This is a genomic window from Janthinobacterium sp. TPC_1, assembly GCF_056037845.1.
In genome coordinates this window covers 5,340,555-5,363,324 of sequence record NZ_CP195157.1, presented here as the reverse complement: position 1 = coordinate 5,363,324, position 22,770 = coordinate 5,340,555, and the positions used below count along the sequence as shown (strand labels likewise).

Below are 22,770 nucleotides of genomic sequence, written 5' to 3'. Positions count from 1 at the left end.
TGCGTCCTTAGCTGGCCGCGCTATCGGCGTCGGCACAGCATTTCTTGTATTTTTTACCGCTGCCGCAGTGGCACGGGTCGTTGCGGCCCGTTTTCGGCAGTTCGCGCAGCACGGTGGCGCCGGGCTGGCTTTGCTTCAGGTGGCGCTGGCGCGCCCAGGCCGCGTTGATGGCGATGACGGCAGGAATCACGCCATCCATGGCCGTTTCGGCCGCATCGTCATCGAGTTCGGTGGCCGTGGCCAGGTGCTGGAACGGCGCCAGGTACTCGGGATGGCTGACGGCCAGGGCCGCCCACTGGGGCTTGTCCAGGCTCGTGCCCAGCATAAAACCGGCGCACCAGGCGGGCACGCTCCATTCGGGGCCGCACACATAGATGGGCTCAAAACTGTCCGGGTCCTTCGCCAGCCATTCAACCATGTAGGCGTGGTGGCGCCGGACCAGGCTGGCCGCCCGTTCGCTGGCCGCATCCGCTGCGGGCGCGGCGCTGCCAGCCGCCTTGTCCCAGACCCATGGCAGCCATTGCTCAACTGCAATTTGCTTCGGGTTCAGGGCGACGGCCGTGAGAAAACCTTCCAGCATCGACACGTCCATGGCGCGGCTTTCCAGCGCGGGCGCGGCCAGCAGGGTGTCGAGTTCGGCGTATTCGTCGTCGGAGAGGGGCGTGGTGGTGGAGATGCTGGACATAATATTCTTTGGTGATGTGGGTGGAGTGGCCGGTGGCCCTGGCGGTATTGTACCGCCCGCCAAGGCAACAACCGGCGCGGGAATGAAAAACGGCGGCCCGCAGGCCGCCGTTCTGATCTACAGCAAGACGCTTATTTCACGCCGTGCATCAGTTTGTTGATCAGCGGTGCGATCAGGAACAGCACGACACCGGCGCCCAGCAGGGACCAGAAGCCGAAGGTGTAGCCGGACAGGGCCGATTGCACCGACATGCCGCTTTCGCCGCTGACGTGGCTGGCGAAGATGCCCGACAGGTTGTTGCCGATACCGGTCGACAGGAACCAGCCGCCCATGCCCAGGCCCACCAGGCGCACTGGCGCCAGCTTGGTCACCATCGACAGGCCGATAGGCGACAGGCACAGCTCGCCGATCGATTGCAGCACGTAGACGGTGGTCAGGGTCCAGAACGGGATCTTGTTATCGGCGCCAACCAGGCTCGACAGAGCGAAGATCAGCAGGCCGAAGGCCAGCGCATTGCCCAGCAAGCCCAGGCCGAATTTGCGCGGGATCGACGGGTTGACGTTGTGGCGCGCCAGGAAGACCCAGACGGCGGCGATGATCGGCGCGAAGACGATGATGGCGACCGAGTTGACGGTCTGGAAGTAGGCGGTCGGGAAGATCCAGAAGCCCAGGTCGCGGTTGACGATCTTGTCAGCCAGGAAAGTAAACGAGCTGCCAGCCTGTTCGAAGAACATCCAGAACAGGATGTTGAAGACGAAGATCAGCAGCATGGCGATGACGCGGTCGCGCGCAATTTTACCGTTGCGTATGCCTTCGATCATCAGCATCACGGCCAGGCCGACGAACAGCACGGTCAGGACGATTTGCAGCTTTTCAGCGCCGACGGTCAGCAGGAAGTACATCAGCGGGATCACGCACAGGGAGCCGACGGCCACCCAGACGACGCGCATCGGGTTGCCGGAACCGGCTTCCGGTGCGCCGATGCCCTTCAGGGCGCGGCGGCCGATGAAGAACCATACCAGGCTGATCAGCATGCCGAAACCGGACGCCATGAAGACCATCTTGTACGACGGCATGGCGCTGGTGCCGAAGATCGACTCGGCCAGCCACTGGGTGAAGACGGGCGCGACCATGGCGCCCATGTTGATGCCCATGTAGAAGATCGTGAAACCGCTGTCGCGGCGCGGATCGGCGGTCGTGTACAGCTTGCCGACCATGGTCGAGATGTTCGGCTTGAACATGCCGTTACCGACGATCATCGTGGCCAGGCCCAGGTTGAAGATGTCCTGGTTCGGCACGGAGATGCAGAACAGGCCGGCGGCCATGAAGATGGCGCCCAGCAGGATGGAACGCTGGTAGCCGATGACGCGGTCGGCAATGTAGCCGCCGAACAGGGCGCCGGCGTACACCAGCGCGAGGAAGGAACCGTAGGTCAGGTTGGCCGCTGCCTGTCCCGAACCGTCGCCGCCGTGGAACTGGGCCACGATGTACAGTACCAGCGCCCAGCGAACTCCGTAGAACGCGAAGCGTTCCCAGAATTCAGTCATGAACAACATCCACAATGGGCTTGGATGGCCCATAATCTGCTTGAACTCGGGAATAACGGCTTCCTTGTTGGGCGTAGTCGCACCGCTCATGCGGTTCCTCCTGAAAAATTATTATAGTCAATCGATAAAACAAACTTATGGAAGCCTGCGGGCGGCGGGGACTCTCATGAAGAACCGTACGCTCGGGAATTCCAATAGGCTGGCATTCTAATCTACAAATTGCGCTGAGCGAAGATTTCGATTCGCATTAGCAAGAATGACTGTTTCATATTGGTCAAACCGGTTTCAGGCAAAGCTCCTCTCCGGCGATTTTGCGGCACCACAGCACAACTTGCCCGACTTGTCGTATATTGAGGCTGCAACACATTTTGAGGCTGCAACACCTTCGAGCATCGATTTTTAAAGGATTTTTCGCATTATGGAACACGACGTTATCGATACTCTGGTTTCACCGGAAGGCCGCCTGGACGTGCTCTCCAAGACTGAAGTCAATAAACTGCTCGACACCAGCCAGGGCGGCCTGTACAACACTTTCCGCCGCTGCGCGCTGGCGGTCTTGAATTGCGGCAGCACCATCGACGATGGCCGTGCCTTGCTTGAGCGATATCAATCCTTCGAGATTTCCATCATCCAGCGCGAGCGCGGCATCAAGCTCGACATCAAGGGCGCGCCAGCCATCGCTTTCGTTGACGGCAAGATGATCAAGGGCATCCACGAGCATCTGTTTGCCGTGTTGCGCGACATTATCTTCGTCAGCGATGAAGTGACGGGCAACCCGAAATTCGACTTGCAGAGCACGGAAGGCGTGACGGACGCCGTCTTCCACATCCTGCGCAACGCCAACGTGCTGCAAACCCAGCTCAACCCGAACCTGGTCGTCTGCTGGGGCGGCCACTCGATCAACCGCGCCGAATACAATTATTCGAAGGAAGTGGGCTACCAGCTGGGCTTGCGCGGCCTCGACATCTGCACCGGCTGCGGCCCGGGCGCCATGAAGGGCCCCATGAAGGGCGCCACCATCGGCCACGCCAAGCAGCGCCTGCACAATGGCCGCTATCTGGGCATCACCGAGCCGGGCATCATCGCGGCCGAGTCGCCGAACCCCATCGTCAATGACCTGGTCATCATGCCGGACATCGAAAAGCGCCTGGAAGCGTTCGTGCGCGCCGGCCACGGCATCGTCGTCTTCCCCGGCGGCGCGGGCACGGCCGAAGAGATTCTGTATATCCTCGGTATTTTGTTGCACCCGGACAATGCGGAGATTCCGTTCCCGCTGATTTTCACGGGACCGGAAACGTCGCGCGAGTACTTCGTGCAGATCAACCAGTTCATCAGCGACACCCTGGGGCCGGAAGCGCAGCAGCGCTATAAAATCATCATCGACGACCCGGAACTGGTGGCGCGCGAAATGCTCGAAGGCATACGCCAGGTGCGCGAATTCCGCAAGGCGCACAGCGACGCGTATTATTTCAATTGGCTGCTGAAAATCGACCACGAGTTCCAGAAGCCGTTCCAGCCCACGCATGAAAACATGCGCAACCTGAGCCTGCACAAGAACCAGCCCACGCACTTGCTGGCGGCCCAGCTGCGCCGCGCGTTCTCCGGCGTGGTGGCGGGCAACGTCAAGGATGACGGCATCCGCTCGATCGAGGAACATGGCAACTTCGAGATCCACGGCGACAAATCCATCGCCGGCCCCATGGATGCGCTGCTGGCCTCGTTCGTGGCGCAGCACCGCATGAAGCTGGCGGGCACGGCTTACGTGCCGTGCTATACCGTGGTCCAGTAAACAGTCTTGACACCATCGCGCCGCCCGCCCCCGCGTTTGCAAGGGGCGGGCGGCGTTTTTTCATCCGCGTTCCCATCCATGCCCCCATCGTGTTCCTTCGCCGCCACAGGCAATCAAATCGCTTGCGTCATCGATGCGTGGGTGCTATCTTTGGAACCGGTTCCCAAATAAAAATATGCAGATCAACAGGTAGTGGAGAGCACCCTTGGATTCAGTACGCGGCAGTAAAAAAACGGTCTCCGGCGAATCGGCCCGGCCCGTGACCATCGCCCAGGTGGCGCGCGAGGCGGGCGTGTCGAAGACGAGCGTGTCGCGCTTTCTCGGCGGCGAACTCGATGCTCTGTCGGAAAACATCCGCCAGCAGATCACCAGCACCATCGCGCGCCTCGGCTACCAGCCGAACCAGATGGCGCGCGGCCTCAAGCGGGGACGCACGCGCCTGATCGGCATGGTCGTGGCCGACATGCTCAATCCCTACACCGTGGCCGTGCTGCAAGGCGTGGAAGCGGCTTGCCAGCAACATGGCTATACATTGATTTTATGTAATACCGGCAATGACGAACAGCGCGAACGCCAGTCGCTGGCCGCGCTGCGCTCGTACAGCGTGGAAGGGCTGATCGTCAACACGCAGGGGCGCAACATCGAATCGTCCGACTTGCAGCAGGCGGACATGCCCATCGTGCTGGTCGACCGCCGCATCGAGGGCGCCGATTTCGATCTGGTGGGCCTGGACAATGTGCAGGCGGGCCGGCTGGCCACCGCGCATCTGATCGAACAGGGTTTCGACGCCATCGCCTTCATTGCGCCGCCCTTGACGGGCGTCAGCTCGCGGCTGATGCGCGCCGAAGGTTTCCAGGCCGTGATGGCCGAGCATCCGGGCTGCGTGGGCGCAGTGCTGGCGGTGGACCTGGACGACCGGCCCTCCATCGACGCGCAGGTGCGTCTATGCCTGGCGCAGTGGCGCGGCCGCCGCGTGGCGCTGCTGGCCTCGAACGGCATGGTGGCGCTGGAACTGGCGCTGATGCTGCAGCGCCTCGAATTGCGCATGCCGCAGGACGTGGGCTTGCTGGGCTTTGACGAATTGCCGTGGTCGCCGCTGGCGGGCCTGAGCACGATCGAGCAGCAGACCTATGAAATCGGCTTTACGGCGATGACGTGCATGCTGTCGCGCCTGCAGGGCGAGCAATGCCCGCCGCGCGAGGTGTTGTTGCCGGGTAAGTTGATTGTGCGCAATTCCACCCAGGGCGGGAAAGCGGACAAGGGCGGCGGCGCTTGACGGGAAAGAGGGCCTTGCCCTTTTTTTTGGATAAGTTATGGAACCGGTTTCATAAAGTGTGCTCATACGGAAAAGGGGGGAGTCAGGCAGGGCAATGGCAGGAAGTTGGCAGGAAGTTGGCAGGACACGGCAAGAGACGATCTGAATCGTCCATTTGACAATATTCCCGGAAGTGCCTCGACGAGGCCGGAACCGGGATCACAGGAGACGGAAACATGAAGATGACGACACTGTTCTATTCGAAAGTACTGGCATGCGCACTAGCAGCAACGTTTGCCCTCGGTGCGGCGGCGCCGATGCCGGCGCCCAGACGCTTGGCGACCTGATCAAGAAAGGCAAGCTGACCATCGGCGTGGTCAGCGGTACGCCGCCGTTCGGCAGCATCGACGCCAAGGGCGCGCCCGTCGGCTATGACGTCGACGTCGCCAACCTGATCGGAAAATACCTGAACCTGCCCGTGGAAGTGGTGCCGCTGACGGCGCCGTCGCGCGTGCCGTCGCTGGAGTCGGGCAAGGTCGATTTCCTCGTGGCGACCCTTGCGCCCACGCCGGAACGGGCCAAGACCCTGATGTTCACCATGCCCTACAGCGCGTTCGAACTGGCCATCGTCGCGCCGGTGGGCGGCAAATTCAAGGCCCTGGCCGACTTGAAGGGCAAGAAGGTGGGCGTGACGCGCGGCACCACGAACGACACGGCGCTGAGCCGCATGGCCCCGGCCGGCACCAATATCGTGCGTTTCGAGGATGACGCCACCGTCACCCAGGCCTTGCTCAGCAAACAGGTCGATGCCGTCTCGATTCCCAGCACGATGGCGCTCGACATCATCAAGACGCGCGGCGCGGGCAAGATCGAGGTCCGCTTCGCCTACTCGCTGCAACCGAATTCGATGGCGGTGCGCCGCGGCGACTTCGAGCTGCACCAGTGGCTCAACAACTTCATCTACTACGTCAAGCTGAACGGCGAACTCGACGCCATCGCGCGCAAGTGGAGCGGCGCGCCGCTGCCGGCACTGCCGACCTTCTGATACCGCCAGCCGCATAGGAAAGTGCCCGTCCGCACGGCGCGCCGCCATGGTGGCGCGGCCGGGGATGGGCACGCAGACAAGGAGTTGAGTATGCCGTATGAATTTCATTTCGAACTCGTCATGCAATCGCTGGACCGCCTGTTGTGGGGCGCGGCGCTGACGATACGCCTGAGCGCCCTGGCGATGGTGCTGGGACTGGCGGTGGGCGTGTGCGCCGCCGTCATCCTGAAGAACGGTCCCGCCTATGCCCGCGCCGTGGTGCGCGCGTATGTCGAGATCATCCGCAGCACGCCGTTTCTGGTGCAGCTGTTCATCATCTACTTCGGCTTGCCGTCGCTGGGTTTGCAGCTCGATGCCAACGGCGCGGCGCTCGTCGCCATGACGGTCAACCTGGGCGCCTACGCGGCGGAAATCGTGCGCGCCGGCATCGGCGCCGTGCATCCCTCGCAGCTGGAGGCGGCGCAGGCGCTGGGCATGACGCGCTGGCAGGTGATGCGCCACGTGGTGCTGCTGCCGGCGCTGGAAAAAGTCTATCCGGCGCTGGCCAGCCAGTTCACTTTGATGATGCTCGCTTCAAGCGTGGTGTCGGCCATTTCCGCCGAAGAGCTGACCGCCGCCGCCCACCTGCTCGACGCGGAAACCTTCCGCAGCTTCGAGATTTACATCGTCGTGATGGTGCTGTACATCCTGCTGGCCCTGCTGTTCCGCTTCGGCTTCTGGGTGCTGGGCCAGATCGTCTTCAAACGCCGCCGCCGTCTGGGCGCGGCGCGCATGGGAGCTTGACATGATCAGTGACTTTTCCTGGGATAACCTGCAATTCCTGCTCGAGGCCACGCGCTGGACCATCGGCCTGTCGCTGCTCGTCTTCATCACGGGCGGCATCGCCGGCTTCGCCGTGGCGCTGCTGCGCACGGCGCGCAGCCCGCTCCTGCGCTGCATCAGCGCCCTGTACATCCAGCTGGTGCAGGGCACGCCCGTGCTGATCGTGCTGTTTTTGACATATTACGGGCTGGCCCTGTTCGGCTACAAGCTGTCGCCGATTATCGCGGCAGGCGCGGCGATGACGATCTTTGCCAGCGCCTACCTGGGCGAGATCTGGCGCGGCTGCATCGAAGGCGTGCAGCGGCAGCAGTGGGAAGCATCGGCCGCGCTGGCGCTGAACCGCTACCAGCAGCTGCGCTACGTCATCCTGCCGCAGGCGCTGCGCCATTCGCTGCCGCCGACCGTGGGCTTCATGGTGCAGATCATCAAGAACACTTCGATCACCTCGATCATCGGCGTGGTGGAACTGACGCGGGCAGGGCAACTGGTCAGCAACGCGACCTTCCTGCCGTTCATCGTCTTCCCCATCGTCGCCCTGATCTACTTCGCGCTGTGCTATCCGCTGTCGCGCTACAGCCATTCACTGGAAAGGAAATTCCATGCCCATCGTTGAAATCGACAATATCAGCAAGAGCTTCGGCGCCAACCATGTGCTCAAGGGCGTCTCGTTCGCCGTCGAGCGGGGCCAGGTGATCGCCGTGATCGGCCGCAGCGGCTCCGGCAAGAGCACCATGTTGCGCTGTATCAATGGCCTGGAAACCATCGACAGCGGCAGCATCGTCGTGGCAGGCCACACGCTGACGGCGCGCCAGGAACACTTGCTCGACTTGCGCAAGGATGTCGGCATGGTCTTCCAGAGCTACAACTTGTTCCCCCACCTGACCGTGGAAGAAAACGTCATGCTGGCGCCGCGCATCGTCAAGAAGGTGCCCGACGCCCAGGGCCGCGCCACGGCGCTGCGCGTGCTCAAGCAGGTGGGCCTGGACCACAAGCGCGAAGCCTATCCCGAGCAGTTGTCGGGCGGCCAGCAGCAGCGCGTGGCGATCGCCCGTTCGCTGGCGATGGAGCCGCAGGTGATGCTGTTCGACGAAGTGACGTCGGCGCTCGACCCGGAACTGACGCAGGAAGTGCTCAATGTGATGGAAGAACTGGCGCAGGCCGGCATGACGATGCTCTTGGTGACGCACGAGATGGAATTCGCGCGGCGCATGGCCGACGTCACCGTCTTCATGCACCAGGGATTGGTGTGGGAAAGCGGGCCGTCGGAAGCGTTTTTCAGCAACCCGCAAACGCCTGAAGCGCGCCAGTTCGTCGGCGCGGGAGCGATCAAATGAGCCCCGTGCTGGTGGCGGCGTCGGCCTACGGCGCAAGCAGGGTAAGGCAGCTGGGGCAAAGCCATTTCATCGACGTGGTGGCCGATGCGGGCGGCGCCGGCATCGAAATCCGCCGCGAGCTGTTCACTTCCGACTTGCCGGATCTGGCGCGCATGGGCGCGGCGGTGGCCGCGCGCGGCCTGTACTCCGTGTATTCCACGCCCATCGAATTGTGGGACGCGGACGGGCGGATGCAGCAAGAGCTGCTGCAGCAGATGCTGGACGAGGCGGCGCGCCTGGGCGCGCGCTACCTGAAGGTGTCGCTGGGCCATTACCCGGCCGCGCCGGACTTGCCTGCCTTGAAAACCCAACTGGCGGCGGCGCCCGTCGCGCTGCTGGTGGAAAACGACCAGACGGCTCACGGCGGCGCGCTGGCACCGATGGCGCGCTTCCTGGCGGCGGCCCACGAAATCGGGCTGCCCGTGGGGCTGACCTTCGACATCGGCAACTGGCGCTGGGTGGGCGAGGACGCGCAGCAGGCGGCGCGCCTGCTGGCGCCGTACGTGCGCTATGTGCACTGCAAGGCCGTTCTCGATGACGGAGGCCGGCTGTCCGCCTGTGCCGTCTCCGACGACGCCGATCCGGCCTGGCGCGCCGTCTTCGCGCATTTCGCGCCTGGCGTGCAGCGTGCCATCGAATTCCCGCTCGAGGGCGCCGACCTGGTGGCCGAAACGGGCCGCTATATCCAGATGCTGGAGGCCGCATGAGGGAACACGAAATGATGCACGGAGCGCATGCGCTCGACGTCGTCACCTACGGCGAGGCGATGGCGATGTTCGTTGCCGAGGAACCGGGCGACCTGGCGGCCGTGGCGCATTTCACGCGCCGCCTGGCCGGCGCCGAGACGAATGTCGCCATCGGCCTGGCGCGCCTGGGCTTGAAAGTCGGCTGGCTGAGCCGCGTGGGCGACGATTCCTTCGGCCGCTTCATCCGCGCCAGCGTGCAGGCCGAGGGCGTCGATTGCAGCCGGGTCGTCACCGTCGCCGGCCAGACCAGCGCCTTCCAGCTCAAGGCCCGGGCTGAAAACGGCGCCGACCCGCTGGTCGAATACTTCCGCAAGGGTTCCGCCGCCAGCCGGCTGGCGCCCGAGCACTTCGACCCCGCCTATTTCCTGTCGGCGCGCCACCTGCACGCCACGGGCGTGGCGGCGGCGCTGTCCGCCACCAGCCTGGCGTTCGCCGGCCAGGCCATCGACTTCATGCGCGAGCATGGCCGGACCGTGTCGTTCGATCCGAACCTGCGGCCCTCGCTGTGGCCGTCGCAAGCCGTCATGGTCGAACAGATCAACCGTCTTGCCGCCAGGGCCGACTGGGTGCTGCCCGGCCTGGGGGAGGGAAAAATCCTCACCGGCCACGACCTGCCGCATGACATCGCCGGCTTTTACCTGCAGCAGGGCGTGCGGCTGGTGGTCATCAAGCTGGGTGCCGACGGCGCCTATTACCGCACGGCCGACGGCGACAGCGGCATGGTACCGGGCGAGCGCGTGGACAAGGTGGTCGACACGGTGGGCGCAGGCGACGGCTTCGCGGCCGGCCTGGTCAGCGCCTTGCTGGAAGGCTTGCCGCTGGCGCAGGCGGTACGGCGCGCCAACCGCGTCGGCGCCTTCGCCATCCAGGTGGCCGGCGACATGGAAGGCTTGCCGACCCGCGCCCAGCTCGATGCGCTGGGCCAATCTTGAACCGAACAGGGGAAAACTCGTGAAAAAACATGTGGTTGTGTATAAAAAGCTGGCCGAGCCGCTGCTGGCGCGCCTGCGCGCCGAATGCGAGGTGACGTATTTCGAGGCGATCGACGCGGGCAACCGCGCCGCGTTTGCCGCCGCCATCCGTGGCGCGCATGGCTTGCTGGGCGCCAGCGTGCGCCTGGACCGCGAACTGCTGGACCCGGCCTTGGACCTGCGCATCATTTCCACCATTTCGGTGGGCGTCGACCAGTTCGACGTCGATTATCTGCGCGAACGGGGCATTTTGCTGGCCAATACGCCGGACGTGCTGACGGAAACGACGGCCGACACGATCTTCGCGCTGATCCTCGCCAGCGCGCGGAGGGTCGTCGAACTGGCCGAATTCGTCAAGGCGGGACGCTGGACGCGCAGCGTGGGCGAAAGCCAGTACGGCGTCAACGTGCATGGCAAGACCATCGGCATGCTGGGCATGGGCCGCATCGGCCGCGCCGTCGCCCGCCGCGCCGCGCTGGGCTTCGGCATGCAGGTGCTGTACGTGAACGGCGAAGCCGTGCCCGAGGTGGAAGCGGCGCTGGGCGCGCGCCAGGTGGCGCTCGACGAGCTGCTGGCCGGCTCCGACTTCGTCTGCGTGGTGCTGCCGCTGACGGCGCAGACGGAACGCATGATGGGCCGGCGCGAGTTCGCGCTGATGCGCCCCGGCGCCATCTTCATCAACGGTTCGCGCGGGCGCATCGTCGACGAGGCGGCGCTGATCGAGGCGCTGCAGCAGGGCACCATCCACGGCGCCGGTCTCGACGTGTTCGAGCGCGAACCGCTGGCGCCGGACAATCCGCTGCCGGGCATGGCCAATGTGGTGGCGCTGCCGCACATCGGCTCGGCCACGCACGAAACGCGCTACGCCATGGCGCAGCAGGCCGTGGACAACCTGCTGACGGGTTTGCGTGGCGAGCGTCCGCGCCACCTGGTCAGCTAAGAACAGCATTTACAAAAAAAGACAGGGCAAGACATGAAGAACAAGGTAGCAAGGGCAATGATCATCGGCGCGGGCGTTTGCGGCGGCCTGTGCTCGGCGCAGTCGAACGTGGCCATGTACGGCATCGCGGACCTGGGCGTGGTGTCCGAGAGCGGCGGCCCCGGGGGCAGGGTGCTCAAGCTGACGAGCGGCATCGCCAACGGTTCGCGGCTCGGTTTCAAGGGTAGCGAAGACCTGGGCGGCGGCATGACGGCGATCTTTACGATGGATGCGGGCATCCTGGCCGATACGGGCGCTTCGGCCCAGGGCGGCCTGCTGTTCGGGCGCCAGGCCTTCGTCGGCCTCGCCGGTGCGGCGGGCACCTTGCGCCTGGGCCGACAGTACACCTTCATCGATAGCAGCCTGGGCGCGCTGGACCCGTCTACCTGGGTTTTGCGGGCAGGATGAGCAATGTCTTCACGGCCGGCTACATCAGCCGGGTCGACAACAGCATCACCTACAGCTCGCCCGTGCGCGGGGGACTCTCCGGCGAACTGGCGTACGGCTTCGGCGAAGTGCCGGGCGACGCTTCGGCCAGGCGCTACACGGGGGCGGCGGCCACCTATGCCAGCGGGCCGCTGTATGTGCGCATGGCGCACCAGAACGCCAACACCCTGTCAAGCGCGCTGGTGGCGGGGACGGCGAGAAACACGGTGCTGGGCGCCACCTGGGACTTCGGCGTCGTCAAGGCGCACGGCGCCGTCGCCGTCAGCAAGAGCACGGCGGGCGCCGCCACCACGGTCGACAGCGCGGACCTGATGCTGGGCGCCACCGTGCCTTTTGGCCCGCACCGCGTCCTGTTCTCGTACGTGCGGCGCGACGACCGGCGCGCCGCCAACGGCGACGCCAGCCAGCTCGGTATCGGCTACACCTATGCGCTGTCGAAGCGCAGCACCTTGTATGCGGCCTATGCCCACATCGACAACCGCAATGGCGCCGCCTACCTGGTGGGCAACGCCACCGACAACGGCACCGGCAACCAGGCCTGGAACCTGGGCCTGCGCCACACTTTTTAACTGGAGATTCGAATGAAGAAAACCGGATGGATTTTGGTCGGCGCCAGCACCGTGGCGCGCGAATGGATGGTCGACGCGATCCGCCAGCAGGGCGACGCCGAGGTGCTGGCCGTGGTCAGCCGCGATGCTGTGCGCGGCGCCGCCTTTGCTGAACAATTCGGCATCGCCGCCAGCTACACGGACCTCGATGCGGCGCTGGCGCACCCGGGCGCGGACGCCGTGTACATCAGCACCACCAACGAATGGCACATGGCGCAGACCTTGCAGGCGGCGCGCGCGGGCAAGCACGTGCTGTGCGAAAAACCGCTGGCGCTGAACCTGGAGGATGCCCGCCGCATGGTCGACGGCTGCGCCGAAGCGGGCGTGGTGCTGGGGATTAACCATCACCTGCGCAACGCCGCCAGCCACGGCAAGGTGCGCGAGCTGATACGCGCGGGCGAGATCGGCCAGCCCCTGTATTGCCGCGTGCTGCACGCGAACAACCTGCCGCAGCACCTGCGCGGCTGGCGCCTGGACGCGCCGGAGTCGGGCGGCGTCACGCTCGACATGTTCGTGCACGACGTCGACACCCTGCGCTTCCTGCTGGACTCGGAGCCGCGCCACGTCACGGCCTGCGCCACCAGCGGCGGCATGACGGTGGCCGGGCTGGAAGAGGGCCTGATGGCCGTCATCGAGTTCGATAACGGCACTTTGGTGCAGGTGCACGACGCGTTCAATGCGCCGTATTCGCTGTCCGGCGTGGAAATCATCGGCAGCAAGGGCACCATCTTCGCCACCGGCGTGATGACGCAGCGCCCCGTCGGCAGCATCAGCCTGACGCGCGACGGCGGCAGCGTCGACATCCCCGTCGAGCATGAAAACCTGTACGTGCGCTCGGTGCGCGCCTTCCAGCGCGCCATGCGCGGCGAAGGGCAGCCGGCCGCCACCGGCGACGACGGCATGCGCGCGCTGGCGGCGGCATTGGCGGCGCAGCAGGCCAGCCGCAGCCACCAGCGCGTGACCCTGGCCGGCTGACGGCATGCCGCACAAGTAAAAAAGCCGCCTGATCGCAAAATCAGGCGGCTTTTTATCGGCTGGCGTCCGTGATTATTCTTCGCGGCGCAGGTGAGGGAACAGCAGGACGTCGCGGATGTTCGGCGAATCCGTGATGATCATCATCAAACGGTCGATGCCGATGCCGCAGCCGCCGGCTGGCGGCATGCCGTATTCCAGCGCGCGGATGTAGTCGGCGTCGTAGAACATCGCCTCTTCATCACCGGCGTCCTTGGCGGCGACTTGCGCCAGGAAGCGGGCCGACTGGTCTTCCGCGTCGTTCAACTCGGAGAAGCCGTTGGCGATTTCGCGGCCCACCATGAACAGCTCGAGCGCGTTCGGTGATGCCGGCCACCGTGTCGGAAGCGCGCGCCAGTGGCGACACTTCGACGGGATAGTCGATGATGTAGGTCGGTTCCCACAGCTGCGCTTCAGCCGTCTCTTCGAACAGCGCCAGTTGCAGCGCGCCCAGGCCGGCCGTGGCAAACGGCTTGACGCCGAATTTTTTCAGCTCTTCCTTGATGAATTCGGCATCGTTCAACTGCCCGGCGGTGTAGCCTGGAGCGTACTTGTTGATCGCTTCGACGATGGTCAGGCGGTGGAACGGCTTTGCCAGATCCAGCTCGCGGCCGCCGTAGGTCAGGGTGGCGGTGCCGTGCGCGTCGATGGCGGCCTGGCGGATGACGGCTTCCGTGAAATCCATCAGCCATTTGTAGTCGGTGTAGGCCGCGTAGAATTCCATCATCGTGAATTCCGGGTTGTGACGGATCGACACGCCTTCGTTGCGGAAGTTGCGGTTGATCTCGAACACGCGGTCGAAGCCGCCCACGACCGGCGCTTCAGGTACAGCTCGGGCGCGATGCGCAGGAACATCTGCATGTCGAGCGCATTGTGGTGCGTGATGAACGGCTTGGCCGCGGCGCCGCCCGGAATCGTGTGCAGCATCGGCGTTTCCACTTCCATGAACTCGTTCTTTTCCATGAAGCGGCGGATCGACGAGATGGCGGCGGTACGCGCCTTGAAGGTGCGGCGCGTCTCTTCGTTCATGATCAGGTCGACGTAGCGCTGGCGGTACTTGGTTTCCTGGTCGGCCAGGCCGTGGAATTTGTCCGGCAGCGGGCGCAGCGACTTGGTGATCAGGCGCAGTTCCGTGACCTTGATGGTCAGTTCGTCCGTCTTGGTCTTGAACAGGGTGCCCGTCACGCCCAGGATGTCGCCCAGGTCATAGTGGTGCAGGGCGGCCATGGCCGCTTCGCCCGTCAGGTCGAGCGTGGCGTAGATCTGGATGCGGCCGTCGGCCTTCGGGCCGGAAGCGTCTTGCAAGGTGGCGAAAGCGGCTTTTTTGCCTGCTTCGCGCTTGAGCATCATGCGGCCGGCCAGCACCACTGTGACAGGTTCGGCTTCCAGCTCTTCGCGCGTCTTGCCGCCGTATTGCGCGTGCAGGTCGGCCGCCTTGTGCTCGGGGCGGAAATCGTTCGGGAAGGCGACGCCTTGTTCGCGCAGTGCTGCCAGCTTGACGCGGCGCTCGGCGATGATCTTGTTTTCATCGGGGGCGGCGGCTTGTTCTTGGATATCCGTAGTCATGGTGTTCTTCGTTGGTGATTATTGATGATGTGGCGCCAGCGCTGGCGCCACGCTGGCAAACAGTGCGTCGACGTCGAGTGCGGAGAAATCCGGCACGATGGCAATGACGTTGTCGAAGGCGGCAAAGGCCTCGGCCGGCAGGGTGGTGGTGAGCACCACGACGCGCATGCCGGCGCGGCGCGCCGCTTCCACGCCCAGGGGCGCGTCTTCGAAGACGATGCAGTCTTGCGGCAGCGCGCCGGCCAGCAGCGCGCCTTTCAGGAAAACGTCCGGGTGCGGCTTGCCCCGTTCCACGTCGGCGGCGCCGACGATGGCGTCGAAGCGGTGGCGCAGGTTCAGGCCGTCGAGCGTGAACGCGATGTTCTCGTCCGGCGCGGCCGTGCCCACCACCAGCCCGACGCCAGCCTGGCGCGCGCTGGCGATCAGCCGGTCGAAGCCAAGCACTGTCGCCAGGTGCGGGCCATACAGTTCGCGGTAGACGACTTCCTTTTCCGCCAGCAGGGTGGCGTGGTCGGCATCCTCGCCCAGGTACTTGGCGATGATTTCGTGCCCCTGCCGTCCCGCCGTGTCGCGGAAAAAGGCGTCCGCGTCCAGCGCATGGCCGTGGCGTTCAAAGAACGCCAGCCACGATGTCGTGTGGAAGGCCATGTTGTCGACGATCGTGCCATCCATGTCGAACAGGAAGGCACGCTGCGCCGGTACTGGAGCGGAGGCGTTCATCCTTATACGCCTTGCTTGAGCGAGGCGGAGATGAAGTCGTCGATGTCGCCATCGAGCACGCCCTTGGTATTGCCCGTCTCGAAGCCGGTGCGCAAGTCCTTGATGCGGGACTGGTCCAGCACGTAGGAGCGGATCTGGTGCCCCCAGCCCACGTCCGTTTTCGAGTCTTCCAGCTTCTGCTGTTCGCTCATGCGTTTGCGCAGTTCATGCTCGTACAGTTTCGCTTTCAGCATTTCCATCGCTTCGGCGCGGTTGCGGTGCTGCGAACGGTCGTTCTGGCACTGCACCACGATGCCGGTCGGCGCGTGGGTCATGCGGACGGCGGAGTCGGTCTTGTTGATGTGCTGACCGCCGGCGCCCGACGCGCGGTAGGTATCGACGCGGATATCGGCCGGGTTGACGTCGATCTCGATCGAATCGTCGACTTCCGGATACACGAACAGCGACGTAAACGACGTATGGCGGCCGTTGGCCGAGTCGAATGGCGACTTGCGCACCAGGCGGTGCACGCCCGTTTCCGTGCGCAGGAAGCCGTAGGCGTGATCGCCCTCGACCTTCAAAGTGGCCGTCTTGATGCCGGCGACCTCGCCGTCGGACTGCTCGAGGATTTCAACTTTAAAACCCTTGCGTTCGCAATAGCGCAGATACTGGCGCAGCAGCATCGAAGCCCAGTCCTGGGCTTCCGTGCCGCCGGCGCCGGCCTGGATGTCGATGAAGCAGTTGTTCGGGTCCATCGGATTGTTGAACATCCGGCGGAATTCCATGCTTTCGATGACCTTGCGGATCTCCTGCACGTCCTGCTCGATCGCTTCGAGCGTCTCGTCATCGCCTTCTTCGCGGGCCATGTCGAACAGGTCGCGGGTGTCGCGCGCGCAGGTCGGCATCGGCCTTGGCCAGGGTGAAGACGATGGCTTCCAGCGCTTTCTTCTCCTTGCCGAGGTCCTGGGCGCGCTTGGGATCGTTCCAGACGGTAGGGTCTTCCAGCTCTTCGTTGACTTGCTCTAGTTTCTCCGACTTGACAGTGAAGTCAAAGATACCTCCGAAGTTCGGCTTCGCGGACCGTCAGGTCGTTGAGCAGGGCGGAGATGATATTGATGCGTTCGGCTTCCATAATGTTCTGGTCTTCTATGGTGAAATCAAACCTTGAATTATACGCGAGCGCGGCGCGTTTCCGCTGCCGCCGCGGCGCAATTGCCGCCGCGCGGGGCAATAAAATGCCGATTTTGCTGTATTTTCGACAATATTTTTGCCTTGAAGATGGCTGGCGTGCTGCGTATGATGCTGGCGATATTGTCTTTCCACAGGAATACATCATGCTTCAACTTCCCCGTCTCGCCCTGTTACCGCTGCTGCTGGCCGGCTGCGGCGCCTTGCCGCCCGCCGCCACGGGATCCGCCCCGGCGCCATCGGCCGCGCCGGCCGGCAGCAGCGCCACCCTGGCCCTGCTGGAGACGACGGACTTGCACGCGAACGTGCTCAGTTATGATTACTACAAGCTGCAGGCGGAGCCGTCGATCGGCCTGGAACGCACGGCGGCGCTGATCGCCCAGGCGCGCGCGCAATTTCCGAACAATCTGCTGCTCGACAACGGCGACACCATCCAGGGCACGGCCCTGGCCGACTACCAGGCCCTCGTGAAACCGCTGGCCTGCGACCAGACCCTGGCCATCTACAAGGCCATGAATTTGCTGAAAGTGGACGGCGGCGGCATCGGCAACCATGAATTCAACTACGGCCTGGCGTTTTTGAGCCAGGTGACGGGCAACCGCTTCGACGTCGACAGCGTCGATGCCGGCAAGCCGCGCTGCGCCGGTCCCGCGTTCCCGCAAGTGCTGGCCAACGTCTACAGCGTCAGGACGGGCAAGCCCCTGTTTGCGCCATATCACATCATCGACAAGCAGATCACGGCCACCGGTCCCGACGGAAAACCGGTGACCAGCAGCGTGAAGGTGGGCATCATCAGCTTTGCGCCGCCCACCATCATGGCCTGGGACAAGCGCTGGCTGGAAGGCCGCGTCTACACGCAGGGCGTGCGCGAGACGGCGGAAAAATTCATTCCCGAGATGCGCGCGAAAGGCGCCGAACTGGTGGTGGCCATTTCGCACGGCGGTCTCGATGACAGCCCGTACTCGCCCACCATGGAAAACGGCAATTACTACCTGTCGCAAGTGCCGGGCGTGGACGCCATGCTGATCGGCCACTCGCACCAGCTGTTCCCGAACGCGGCCAGCACGGTGCCGCAGTTTAATCTGCCCGGCGTCGACAAGGCCCGTGGCTTGGTCAACGGCGTGCCCACCGTGATGGCCAATTTGTGGGGCAAGCACCTGGGCGTGATCGGCTTGCGCCTGCGCCACGACGGCAAGCAGTGGGTGGTCGACAAGAGCGCCACCACGGTGGAAGCACGGGGCATCCAGAACGCGGACAAGAGCTATGTACAGCCTGATGCGGCCATCGCCGCACTGGTGGCCGAGGAGCACGCGGCCACCATCGCCTACGTGCAGACACCGGTCGGCGCCACGGATTTCCGCATGTCGACATATTTCGCCGACGTGGGTGACGTGAGTGCCATCGAGGTGGTGAACCAGGCGCAATCGGCCTACCTGGCCGCCTACGTGAAGGCGAATTTGCCGCAGTACGCGCACTTGCCCGTGCTGTCGATGTCGTCGCCGTTCAAGAGCGGCTCGGCGGGCGTATCCGACTACACGGACGTGAAGGCGGGCAACGTGGCGCTGAACAACGCGGCCGACCTGTATCTGTATCCGAACGCGCTGTACGGCGTGAAGATGAATGGCGCGGAGCTGAAAGCCTGGCTGGAGCAGTCGGCGCGGCGCTTCAACACCATCGACCCGAACAAGCTGGAAGCGCAGGAACTGGTCAACACGGCCCATCCGAGCTACAACTTCGACACGATCACCAGCGCCGACGTGCGCTACCAGATCGACGTCACGCAGCCGCCGGGCCGGCGCATCCAGGGGCTCACCTACAAGGGCAAGCCCGTGGATTCCAGCCAGGAGTTCCTCATCGCGACGAATAACTACCGCGCCAGCGGCGGCGGCAATTTCCCTGGCCTCGACGGCAGCAAGACGGTGGTGGCCTCGCCCGACAACAACCGCGAACTGCTGATCGCCTATGTGACGCAAGAAAAAAACCTGACGCGGGCGAAAAACGGCGCGGCGCGCAGCTGGCGCTTCGCCAGGGTTGCCACGAAAGGTCCGGTAGTGTTCCATTCGGCGCCGAACGTGATCGAGCTGGCCAGGGCGGCCGGCATCGGCAACGTCACGCAGCTGAAGCCTGATGATGGCGCGGGCAAGGGCTTTGCGCTGTATCAAGTGGACCTGTCGAAATGAAGGCATGGTTGTGCGTCGTCGCCCTGGCCGTATCGCCGCTGGCATCGGCAGGGCAGGATCTCACGGCCCAGGCCAAGACCCTGATGCGCGCGGGAGCCGCGGCCCAGCCGCAGGCGCGCATCCTGTTCGAACGGGAGGCGGGGCAGGGCAGCGGTCCCGCCGCGTATTACCTGGGCCTGATGCACAAGAACGGCATGGGCGGGCCGCAGGACGGCGCCGCCGCCCTGCGCTGGCTGGAGCTGGCCGCGCAACGGGGCGTGGCGCCGGCCATGTTCATCGTGGCGAACATGCTGGCCGATATCGACGAAGCCCGGGCGCGCCATTGGCTCGACGCCGCCTGCGACCTGGACTACCCGGAAGCGCTGCAGCAGAAATCCGTGGCCCTGGCCGAAGGGCAGATGGGCTACGCGCACAGCGAGGAGCAATCGTTCCTGTACCTGAAGATGGCCACGCATGCGATGGGGCACCGTCCGCCCGAGCCTTGAGGGCATGGCCGGCTGCCTGGGGCAGGCCTGGTGCAATTGGAATGTGTTGAAGGAATTGTTTGTTTTTGATCGGAAATATTAATTCTTCGTGGTAATTCCTACTGCTTATATTTTCTTTCAATAATTTGTTATTTGATGATCATTATTGGCTTTTTTGAAAAATTGTATGGCAGTATTCGCCATATGGTTTTTTTATTAACTGGTTGATTCCGGGAGCCCGTGTGCAAAGTCAAATGATTCGCCAACAGAAAACAATGTTTCGCCATCGCCACAGCGGTGTGCCGTTCTTGCCGAGGAAAATGGCGCATGCCGTGCTGGGCATGTTTTGCCTGCTTGCCTCTTCCGCGATGGCGCAATTGCCAGCGCCCATCAAGCAGGGCCATCCGCGGCTATTCCTGAATCAAGCCAGTTTCGATGCGCTGAAACCGCAATTGCCGAATCTGCCGGCCGCGTTTCCCGCCGCAGGCGGCAGCATCAGCCTGGAGCTGTTCGCCGGGCGCAAGGATGCGCTCGATAGCGTCAACCAGCCGGTTTTTGGCGAATTCAGTCCGAGCCGCAATGGCTTTTTTATCCGCCACGTCGATTCCTACGATAGCCCGGCCGGTGCGGCGGGGGAAAGCCTCGGTTTTCAGGTCGGCTTCCAGGTCAATGGACTGGCCCAGTATCTGTCTGTCGCCAGGATCGATTTAAAACCCGATGTCTGGTCGAACATCCAGTTGTCATGGAATAGCCAGACCCATAAAATTGACCTGAGAGTCAATGGCGTTGCCGTGCCCATGGGCTGGAGAACGGTCGACGGCACCGGCGCCACGCCACCGATGGAATGGAAGGCGGATGGGCAGATCAGCAGGATAGGCATGCGGCGCAATGAAACCATGCGCAATTTCCGTTTGCTCGATGGCGGCGGCCATGAATTGTGGCAGGCACCGGCGATGGATGCTTTGCTCAATAAGGCCTGGTACGGCTTCATGGAGCGTGTCGACGGACGGGTGGCCACGCTTCAGGCCTGTCCGCTGATTCCCCCTGCCGGCGGCGTGCCGGACGTGTGCAACGTGGCTACCGGCAGCCGCGGCACGATTTATGAAACTGCGCAGATGCTGGCCATGGCCTACCGCCTGACGGGCAATGCGAAATATCTGAATGGCGCCCTGAATTACCTCGACAAGCTGCTGGTGACGCCCGCCGTGGCCGGCGGCGAGTGGTCGTCGGGCGGACGGGTGGGCGCCATGGGCATCCTGTACGACTGGCTGTTTGCCGAAACGGGCGCGCGCGCCGTGCCCGACGCCGTGGGTTTCGGCACCTACCGCGACCTGACGGCGCAGCGAATCAAGGAAACGATCGCCGCCGATACGGGCAAGGGGCACGAGAATCTGTTTGTCTCGATGTGCGGCTATCAGCAGTTATATATCACCAGCACCAGTTTTGATTGCAAGAAGAAGCCCGTGTATGAACAGTGGGACCGCAGCGAATCGAAGCCGTCCATCGCCGGCTTCTATATCAGCGGCCACCCGTTCAGCGCCGTCAATAATGTCACCGTCGGCTTGCTGGCCATCGTCGACGAGCATCCGGAAGTGTTGCCGATGATTGAAACATCGTATGCGCACTACGAAAAGGGCTTTCTTGCGGCACGCGCCCTGATTTCGGTCGACGGCGGCCACCATATGGGCTTTGCCTATGGCGTATCGAGCATTCCCGAGCGCCTGCTCCTGTGGCGCAGCGCGCTGGAAAGTACGGGGACGGCGCCCCTGTTGCAGGCCGACTGGCAAGCCAGGCTGATCTATCCGTATATCTACGGCTTGCGCCATGACGGCAGCTTTCCCGCCAGCGGCGACAATTTCACGACGCCGCTCGGCAGCACATTGATCGGGCAGCTGGCGCTGGGCGCGGTGACGGATACGGCCGATGGCGTGGCCGGGAAGTTTTATCGCGAGCATGTCGTGGCGTCGCGCAGCGCGCACGATGCCCTGATACTGGAACGGCTGCTGTGGCCCGTTCAACTGCCGGCGGCGCCGCTGGAATCGCTGGAACTGTCGCGCCATTTCAGGACGTCGGGCCAGGTGCTGATGCGCGATACCTGGGACTATGCGAATGCCACGCTGCTGGAATTCAAATCGACGTCCTTTATCGCGGAAAATCACCAGCACTTCGACCAGAACAGTTTTTCGCTCAATTACAAGGCGCCGCTGCTGCTCGACACGGGCTTGTATGAAGAATATGGCAGCAGCCACTGGTGGAACTACTACACGCGCAGCATTGCCCACAATACGCTGCTGATATTCGACAAGAACGAGCGGTTCACGCGCGGAGACAGGGAATTCAGCAATGACGGCGGCCAATGGTTCTATGCGCCGAGACAGGGCTATCCGACGATCGAGGAAATCAGCCCTGCGGGCCCGAATGCGCTCGACGGCATCATCCGTTACGAAAATACGCCGCAGTACACCTACACCAGCGGCAATGCAAGCAAGGCCTATGCGTCCAGCAAGCTCGATATGGCCAACGGTTTCGTGCGCAATGTGCTGTTCCTGCGCTCGCCATCGTTCTGGGGCAAGCCGGTCACTGTCGTCTTCGACAGCGTGCGCAGCAAGCAGGCCTTGCCGGCCACCTTCCTGCTGCACACGGCAAATGATCCCGTATCGGGCGCGCCCGGCGTGACGGCGCTGGGCAATGGCCAGTACCAGCTGGGCTACAACGCGGGCCAGGAGCGCATCGTCACCATTCGCAATGGCGGCGGCATGCTGACGGCGCAGACGATCCTGCCGCTCAATGCCAGCGTGCGCAAGGTGGGCGGTGCGCAGGAGGGGGGCAATGGCTGTGCGCAGACCGATCTCGAAACGGGCGCCGTTGCCGCCAACGGCGCCGATTGCCGCTTCACCGTGCGCCGGCGCCAGGCCGATGGCAGTTATCTGTGGCGCAATCAGACGCCGCTGGTCAGCAAGCAGCAATCGTGGACCAGCGATGTCGGCGCCTGGCGCCTGGAAGTGGCGGCGCCCGCGGCGCCCGCCCTGAACGCGCCCGAGTACTTCCTGCATGTGCTGGCCGTTGCCGACAATGACGGCGGCACGGGGCCGGCCGCTGCGCCGAGCGCCATACGCCTGCCGGCGGCAGCCAACACGGAGGCACTGCTGCTGGGCGGGCAGCTGCACGCCTTGTTCAACCGCGAAGTGGCGCCCGCCGCCCGCATGGACTGGGTCTCGACCCAGGCCGGCGGCACCATCCTGGCTACCGGACTGAAACCGGGCGCGCACTACGCGTTGACGTCGGCGCCGGCGGCCGGCGGCTACGCCTGGAGCCTGGCCGAAGCGGCCGATGGCGCCGGGACGCATCAGAGTTCGGAGCAGGGCGTGCTCAGCATCGAGTAAGCCGCTTGCCCG

The 22,770-nt window shown here is 63.9% G+C and carries 18 protein-coding genes and 2 pseudogenes; 15 read left to right on the top strand and 5 right to left on the bottom strand.

All coding sequences use genetic code 11. The features are described 5' to 3' along the window. Positions 1 to 7 precede the first annotated feature (7 nt). The gene (locus ACQVLG_RS26085; protein WP_474291703.1) at positions 8 to 685 is read right to left on the bottom strand and encodes a UPF0149 family protein; all 678 of its coding nucleotides are present in this window, start codon (positions 683 to 685) and stop codon (positions 8 to 10) included. A 131-nt stretch (positions 686 to 816) separates the two neighbouring features. Beyond that, positions 817 to 2,322, bottom strand: coding sequence for a peptide MFS transporter (locus ACQVLG_RS26080; RefSeq protein WP_152251960.1), 1,506 nt, complete (start codon positions 2,320 to 2,322; stop codon positions 817 to 819). 328 nt (positions 2,323 to 2,650) lie between these two features. Between ACQVLG_RS26080 and ppnN the strand changes: the two genes are divergently transcribed. The 12 genes from ppnN to ACQVLG_RS26020 all read left to right on the top strand — a co-directional run bounded on the left by ppnN (position 2,651) and on the right by ACQVLG_RS26020 (position 13,242). After that, positions 2,651 to 4,021, top strand: coding sequence for a nucleotide 5'-monophosphate nucleosidase PpnN (gene ppnN / locus ACQVLG_RS26075; RefSeq protein ID WP_034782951.1), 1,371 nt, complete (start codon positions 2,651 to 2,653; stop codon positions 4,019 to 4,021). 205 nt (positions 4,022 to 4,226) lie between these two features. Continuing rightward, entirely contained in the window at positions 4,227 to 5,297 is a 1,071-nt protein-coding gene (locus ACQVLG_RS26070) for a LacI family DNA-binding transcriptional regulator (protein WP_474291702.1), read from the top strand. 253 nt (positions 5,298 to 5,550) lie between these two features. Beyond that, positions 5,551 to 6,321, top strand: coding sequence for a transporter substrate-binding domain-containing protein (locus tag ACQVLG_RS26065; RefSeq protein WP_474291701.1), 771 nt, complete (start codon positions 5,551 to 5,553; stop codon positions 6,319 to 6,321). A gap of 90 nt (positions 6,322 to 6,411) precedes the next feature. Beyond that, positions 6,412 to 7,104 (top strand): amino acid ABC transporter permease, encoded by a 693-nt coding sequence (locus tag ACQVLG_RS26060; RefSeq protein ID WP_099410165.1) that lies wholly within the window; start codon positions 6,412 to 6,414, stop codon positions 7,102 to 7,104. 1 nt (position 7,105) lies between these two features. Further along, positions 7,106 to 7,756, top strand: a complete 651-nt coding sequence (locus ACQVLG_RS26055) for an amino acid ABC transporter permease (protein ID WP_230539494.1) — start codon at positions 7,106 to 7,108, stop codon at positions 7,754 to 7,756. Continuing rightward, the gene (locus ACQVLG_RS26050; protein WP_230539495.1) at positions 7,743 to 8,477 is read left to right on the top strand and encodes an amino acid ABC transporter ATP-binding protein; all 735 of its coding nucleotides are present in this window, start codon (positions 7,743 to 7,745) and stop codon (positions 8,475 to 8,477) included. Before ACQVLG_RS26055 ends, ACQVLG_RS26050 begins: the two co-directional genes overlap by 14 nt. After that, complete coding sequence (locus tag ACQVLG_RS26045) at positions 8,474 to 9,223, top strand: sugar phosphate isomerase/epimerase family protein (RefSeq protein WP_474291700.1); 750 nt, start codon at positions 8,474 to 8,476, stop codon at positions 9,221 to 9,223. The genes ACQVLG_RS26050 and ACQVLG_RS26045 overlap by 4 nt, the downstream gene beginning before the upstream one ends. A gap of 11 nt (positions 9,224 to 9,234) precedes the next feature. Continuing rightward, positions 9,235 to 10,194: a sugar kinase gene (locus tag ACQVLG_RS26040; RefSeq protein WP_474295800.1), complete on the top strand. Its 960-nt coding sequence runs from the start codon at positions 9,235 to 9,237 to the stop codon at positions 10,192 to 10,194. Positions 10,195 to 10,213: 19 nt separating this feature from the next. Then, complete coding sequence (locus ACQVLG_RS26035; protein WP_474291699.1) at positions 10,214 to 11,173, top strand: 2-hydroxyacid dehydrogenase; 960 nt, start codon at positions 10,214 to 10,216, stop codon at positions 11,171 to 11,173. A 33-nt stretch (positions 11,174 to 11,206) separates the two neighbouring features. Beyond that, positions 11,207 to 11,620: a porin gene (locus ACQVLG_RS26030; protein ID WP_474291698.1), complete on the top strand. Its 414-nt coding sequence runs from the start codon at positions 11,207 to 11,209 to the stop codon at positions 11,618 to 11,620. Then, on the top strand, positions 11,617 to 12,228 hold the full coding sequence (locus ACQVLG_RS26025) for a porin (protein ID WP_474291697.1): 612 nt from the start codon (positions 11,617 to 11,619) through the stop codon (positions 12,226 to 12,228). Before ACQVLG_RS26030 ends, ACQVLG_RS26025 begins: the two co-directional genes overlap by 4 nt. Positions 12,229 to 12,240: 12 nt before the next feature. Further along, complete coding sequence (locus tag ACQVLG_RS26020; protein WP_474291696.1) at positions 12,241 to 13,242, top strand: Gfo/Idh/MocA family protein; 1,002 nt, start codon at positions 12,241 to 12,243, stop codon at positions 13,240 to 13,242. 72 nt (positions 13,243 to 13,314) lie between these two features. On the opposite strand, the pseudogene lysS reads toward ACQVLG_RS26020, so the two are convergent. The 3 genes and pseudogenes from lysS to prfB form a co-directional block, all read right to left on the bottom strand. Next, positions 13,315 to 14,844, bottom strand: a pseudogene (gene lysS / locus ACQVLG_RS26015) (lysine--tRNA ligase). 18 nt (positions 14,845 to 14,862) lie between these two features. Beyond that, positions 14,863 to 15,564: an HAD family hydrolase gene (locus tag ACQVLG_RS26010; protein WP_474291695.1), complete on the bottom strand. Its 702-nt coding sequence runs from the start codon at positions 15,562 to 15,564 to the stop codon at positions 14,863 to 14,865. Positions 15,565 to 15,566: 2 nt separating this feature from the next. Continuing rightward, positions 15,567 to 16,675, bottom strand: a pseudogene (gene prfB, locus ACQVLG_RS26005) (peptide chain release factor 2). Positions 16,676 to 16,877: 202 nt separating this feature from the next. Between prfB and ACQVLG_RS26000 the strand changes: the two are divergent. The 3 genes from ACQVLG_RS26000 (at position 16,878) to ACQVLG_RS25990 (ending at position 22,758) form a co-directional block, all read left to right on the top strand. Next, entirely contained in the window at positions 16,878 to 18,911 is a 2,034-nt protein-coding gene (locus ACQVLG_RS26000) for a bifunctional 2',3'-cyclic-nucleotide 2'-phosphodiesterase/3'-nucleotidase (protein WP_474291694.1), read from the top strand. Further along, complete coding sequence (locus ACQVLG_RS25995; RefSeq protein WP_474291693.1) at positions 18,908 to 19,396, top strand: tetratricopeptide repeat protein; 489 nt, start codon at positions 18,908 to 18,910, stop codon at positions 19,394 to 19,396. The genes ACQVLG_RS26000 and ACQVLG_RS25995 overlap by 4 nt, the downstream gene beginning before the upstream one ends. Before the next feature lie 320 nt (positions 19,397 to 19,716). Further along, the gene (locus tag ACQVLG_RS25990; RefSeq protein WP_474295798.1) at positions 19,717 to 22,758 is read left to right on the top strand and encodes a heparinase II/III domain-containing protein; all 3,042 of its coding nucleotides are present in this window, start codon (positions 19,717 to 19,719) and stop codon (positions 22,756 to 22,758) included. Positions 22,759 to 22,770: the final 12 nt, after the last annotated feature.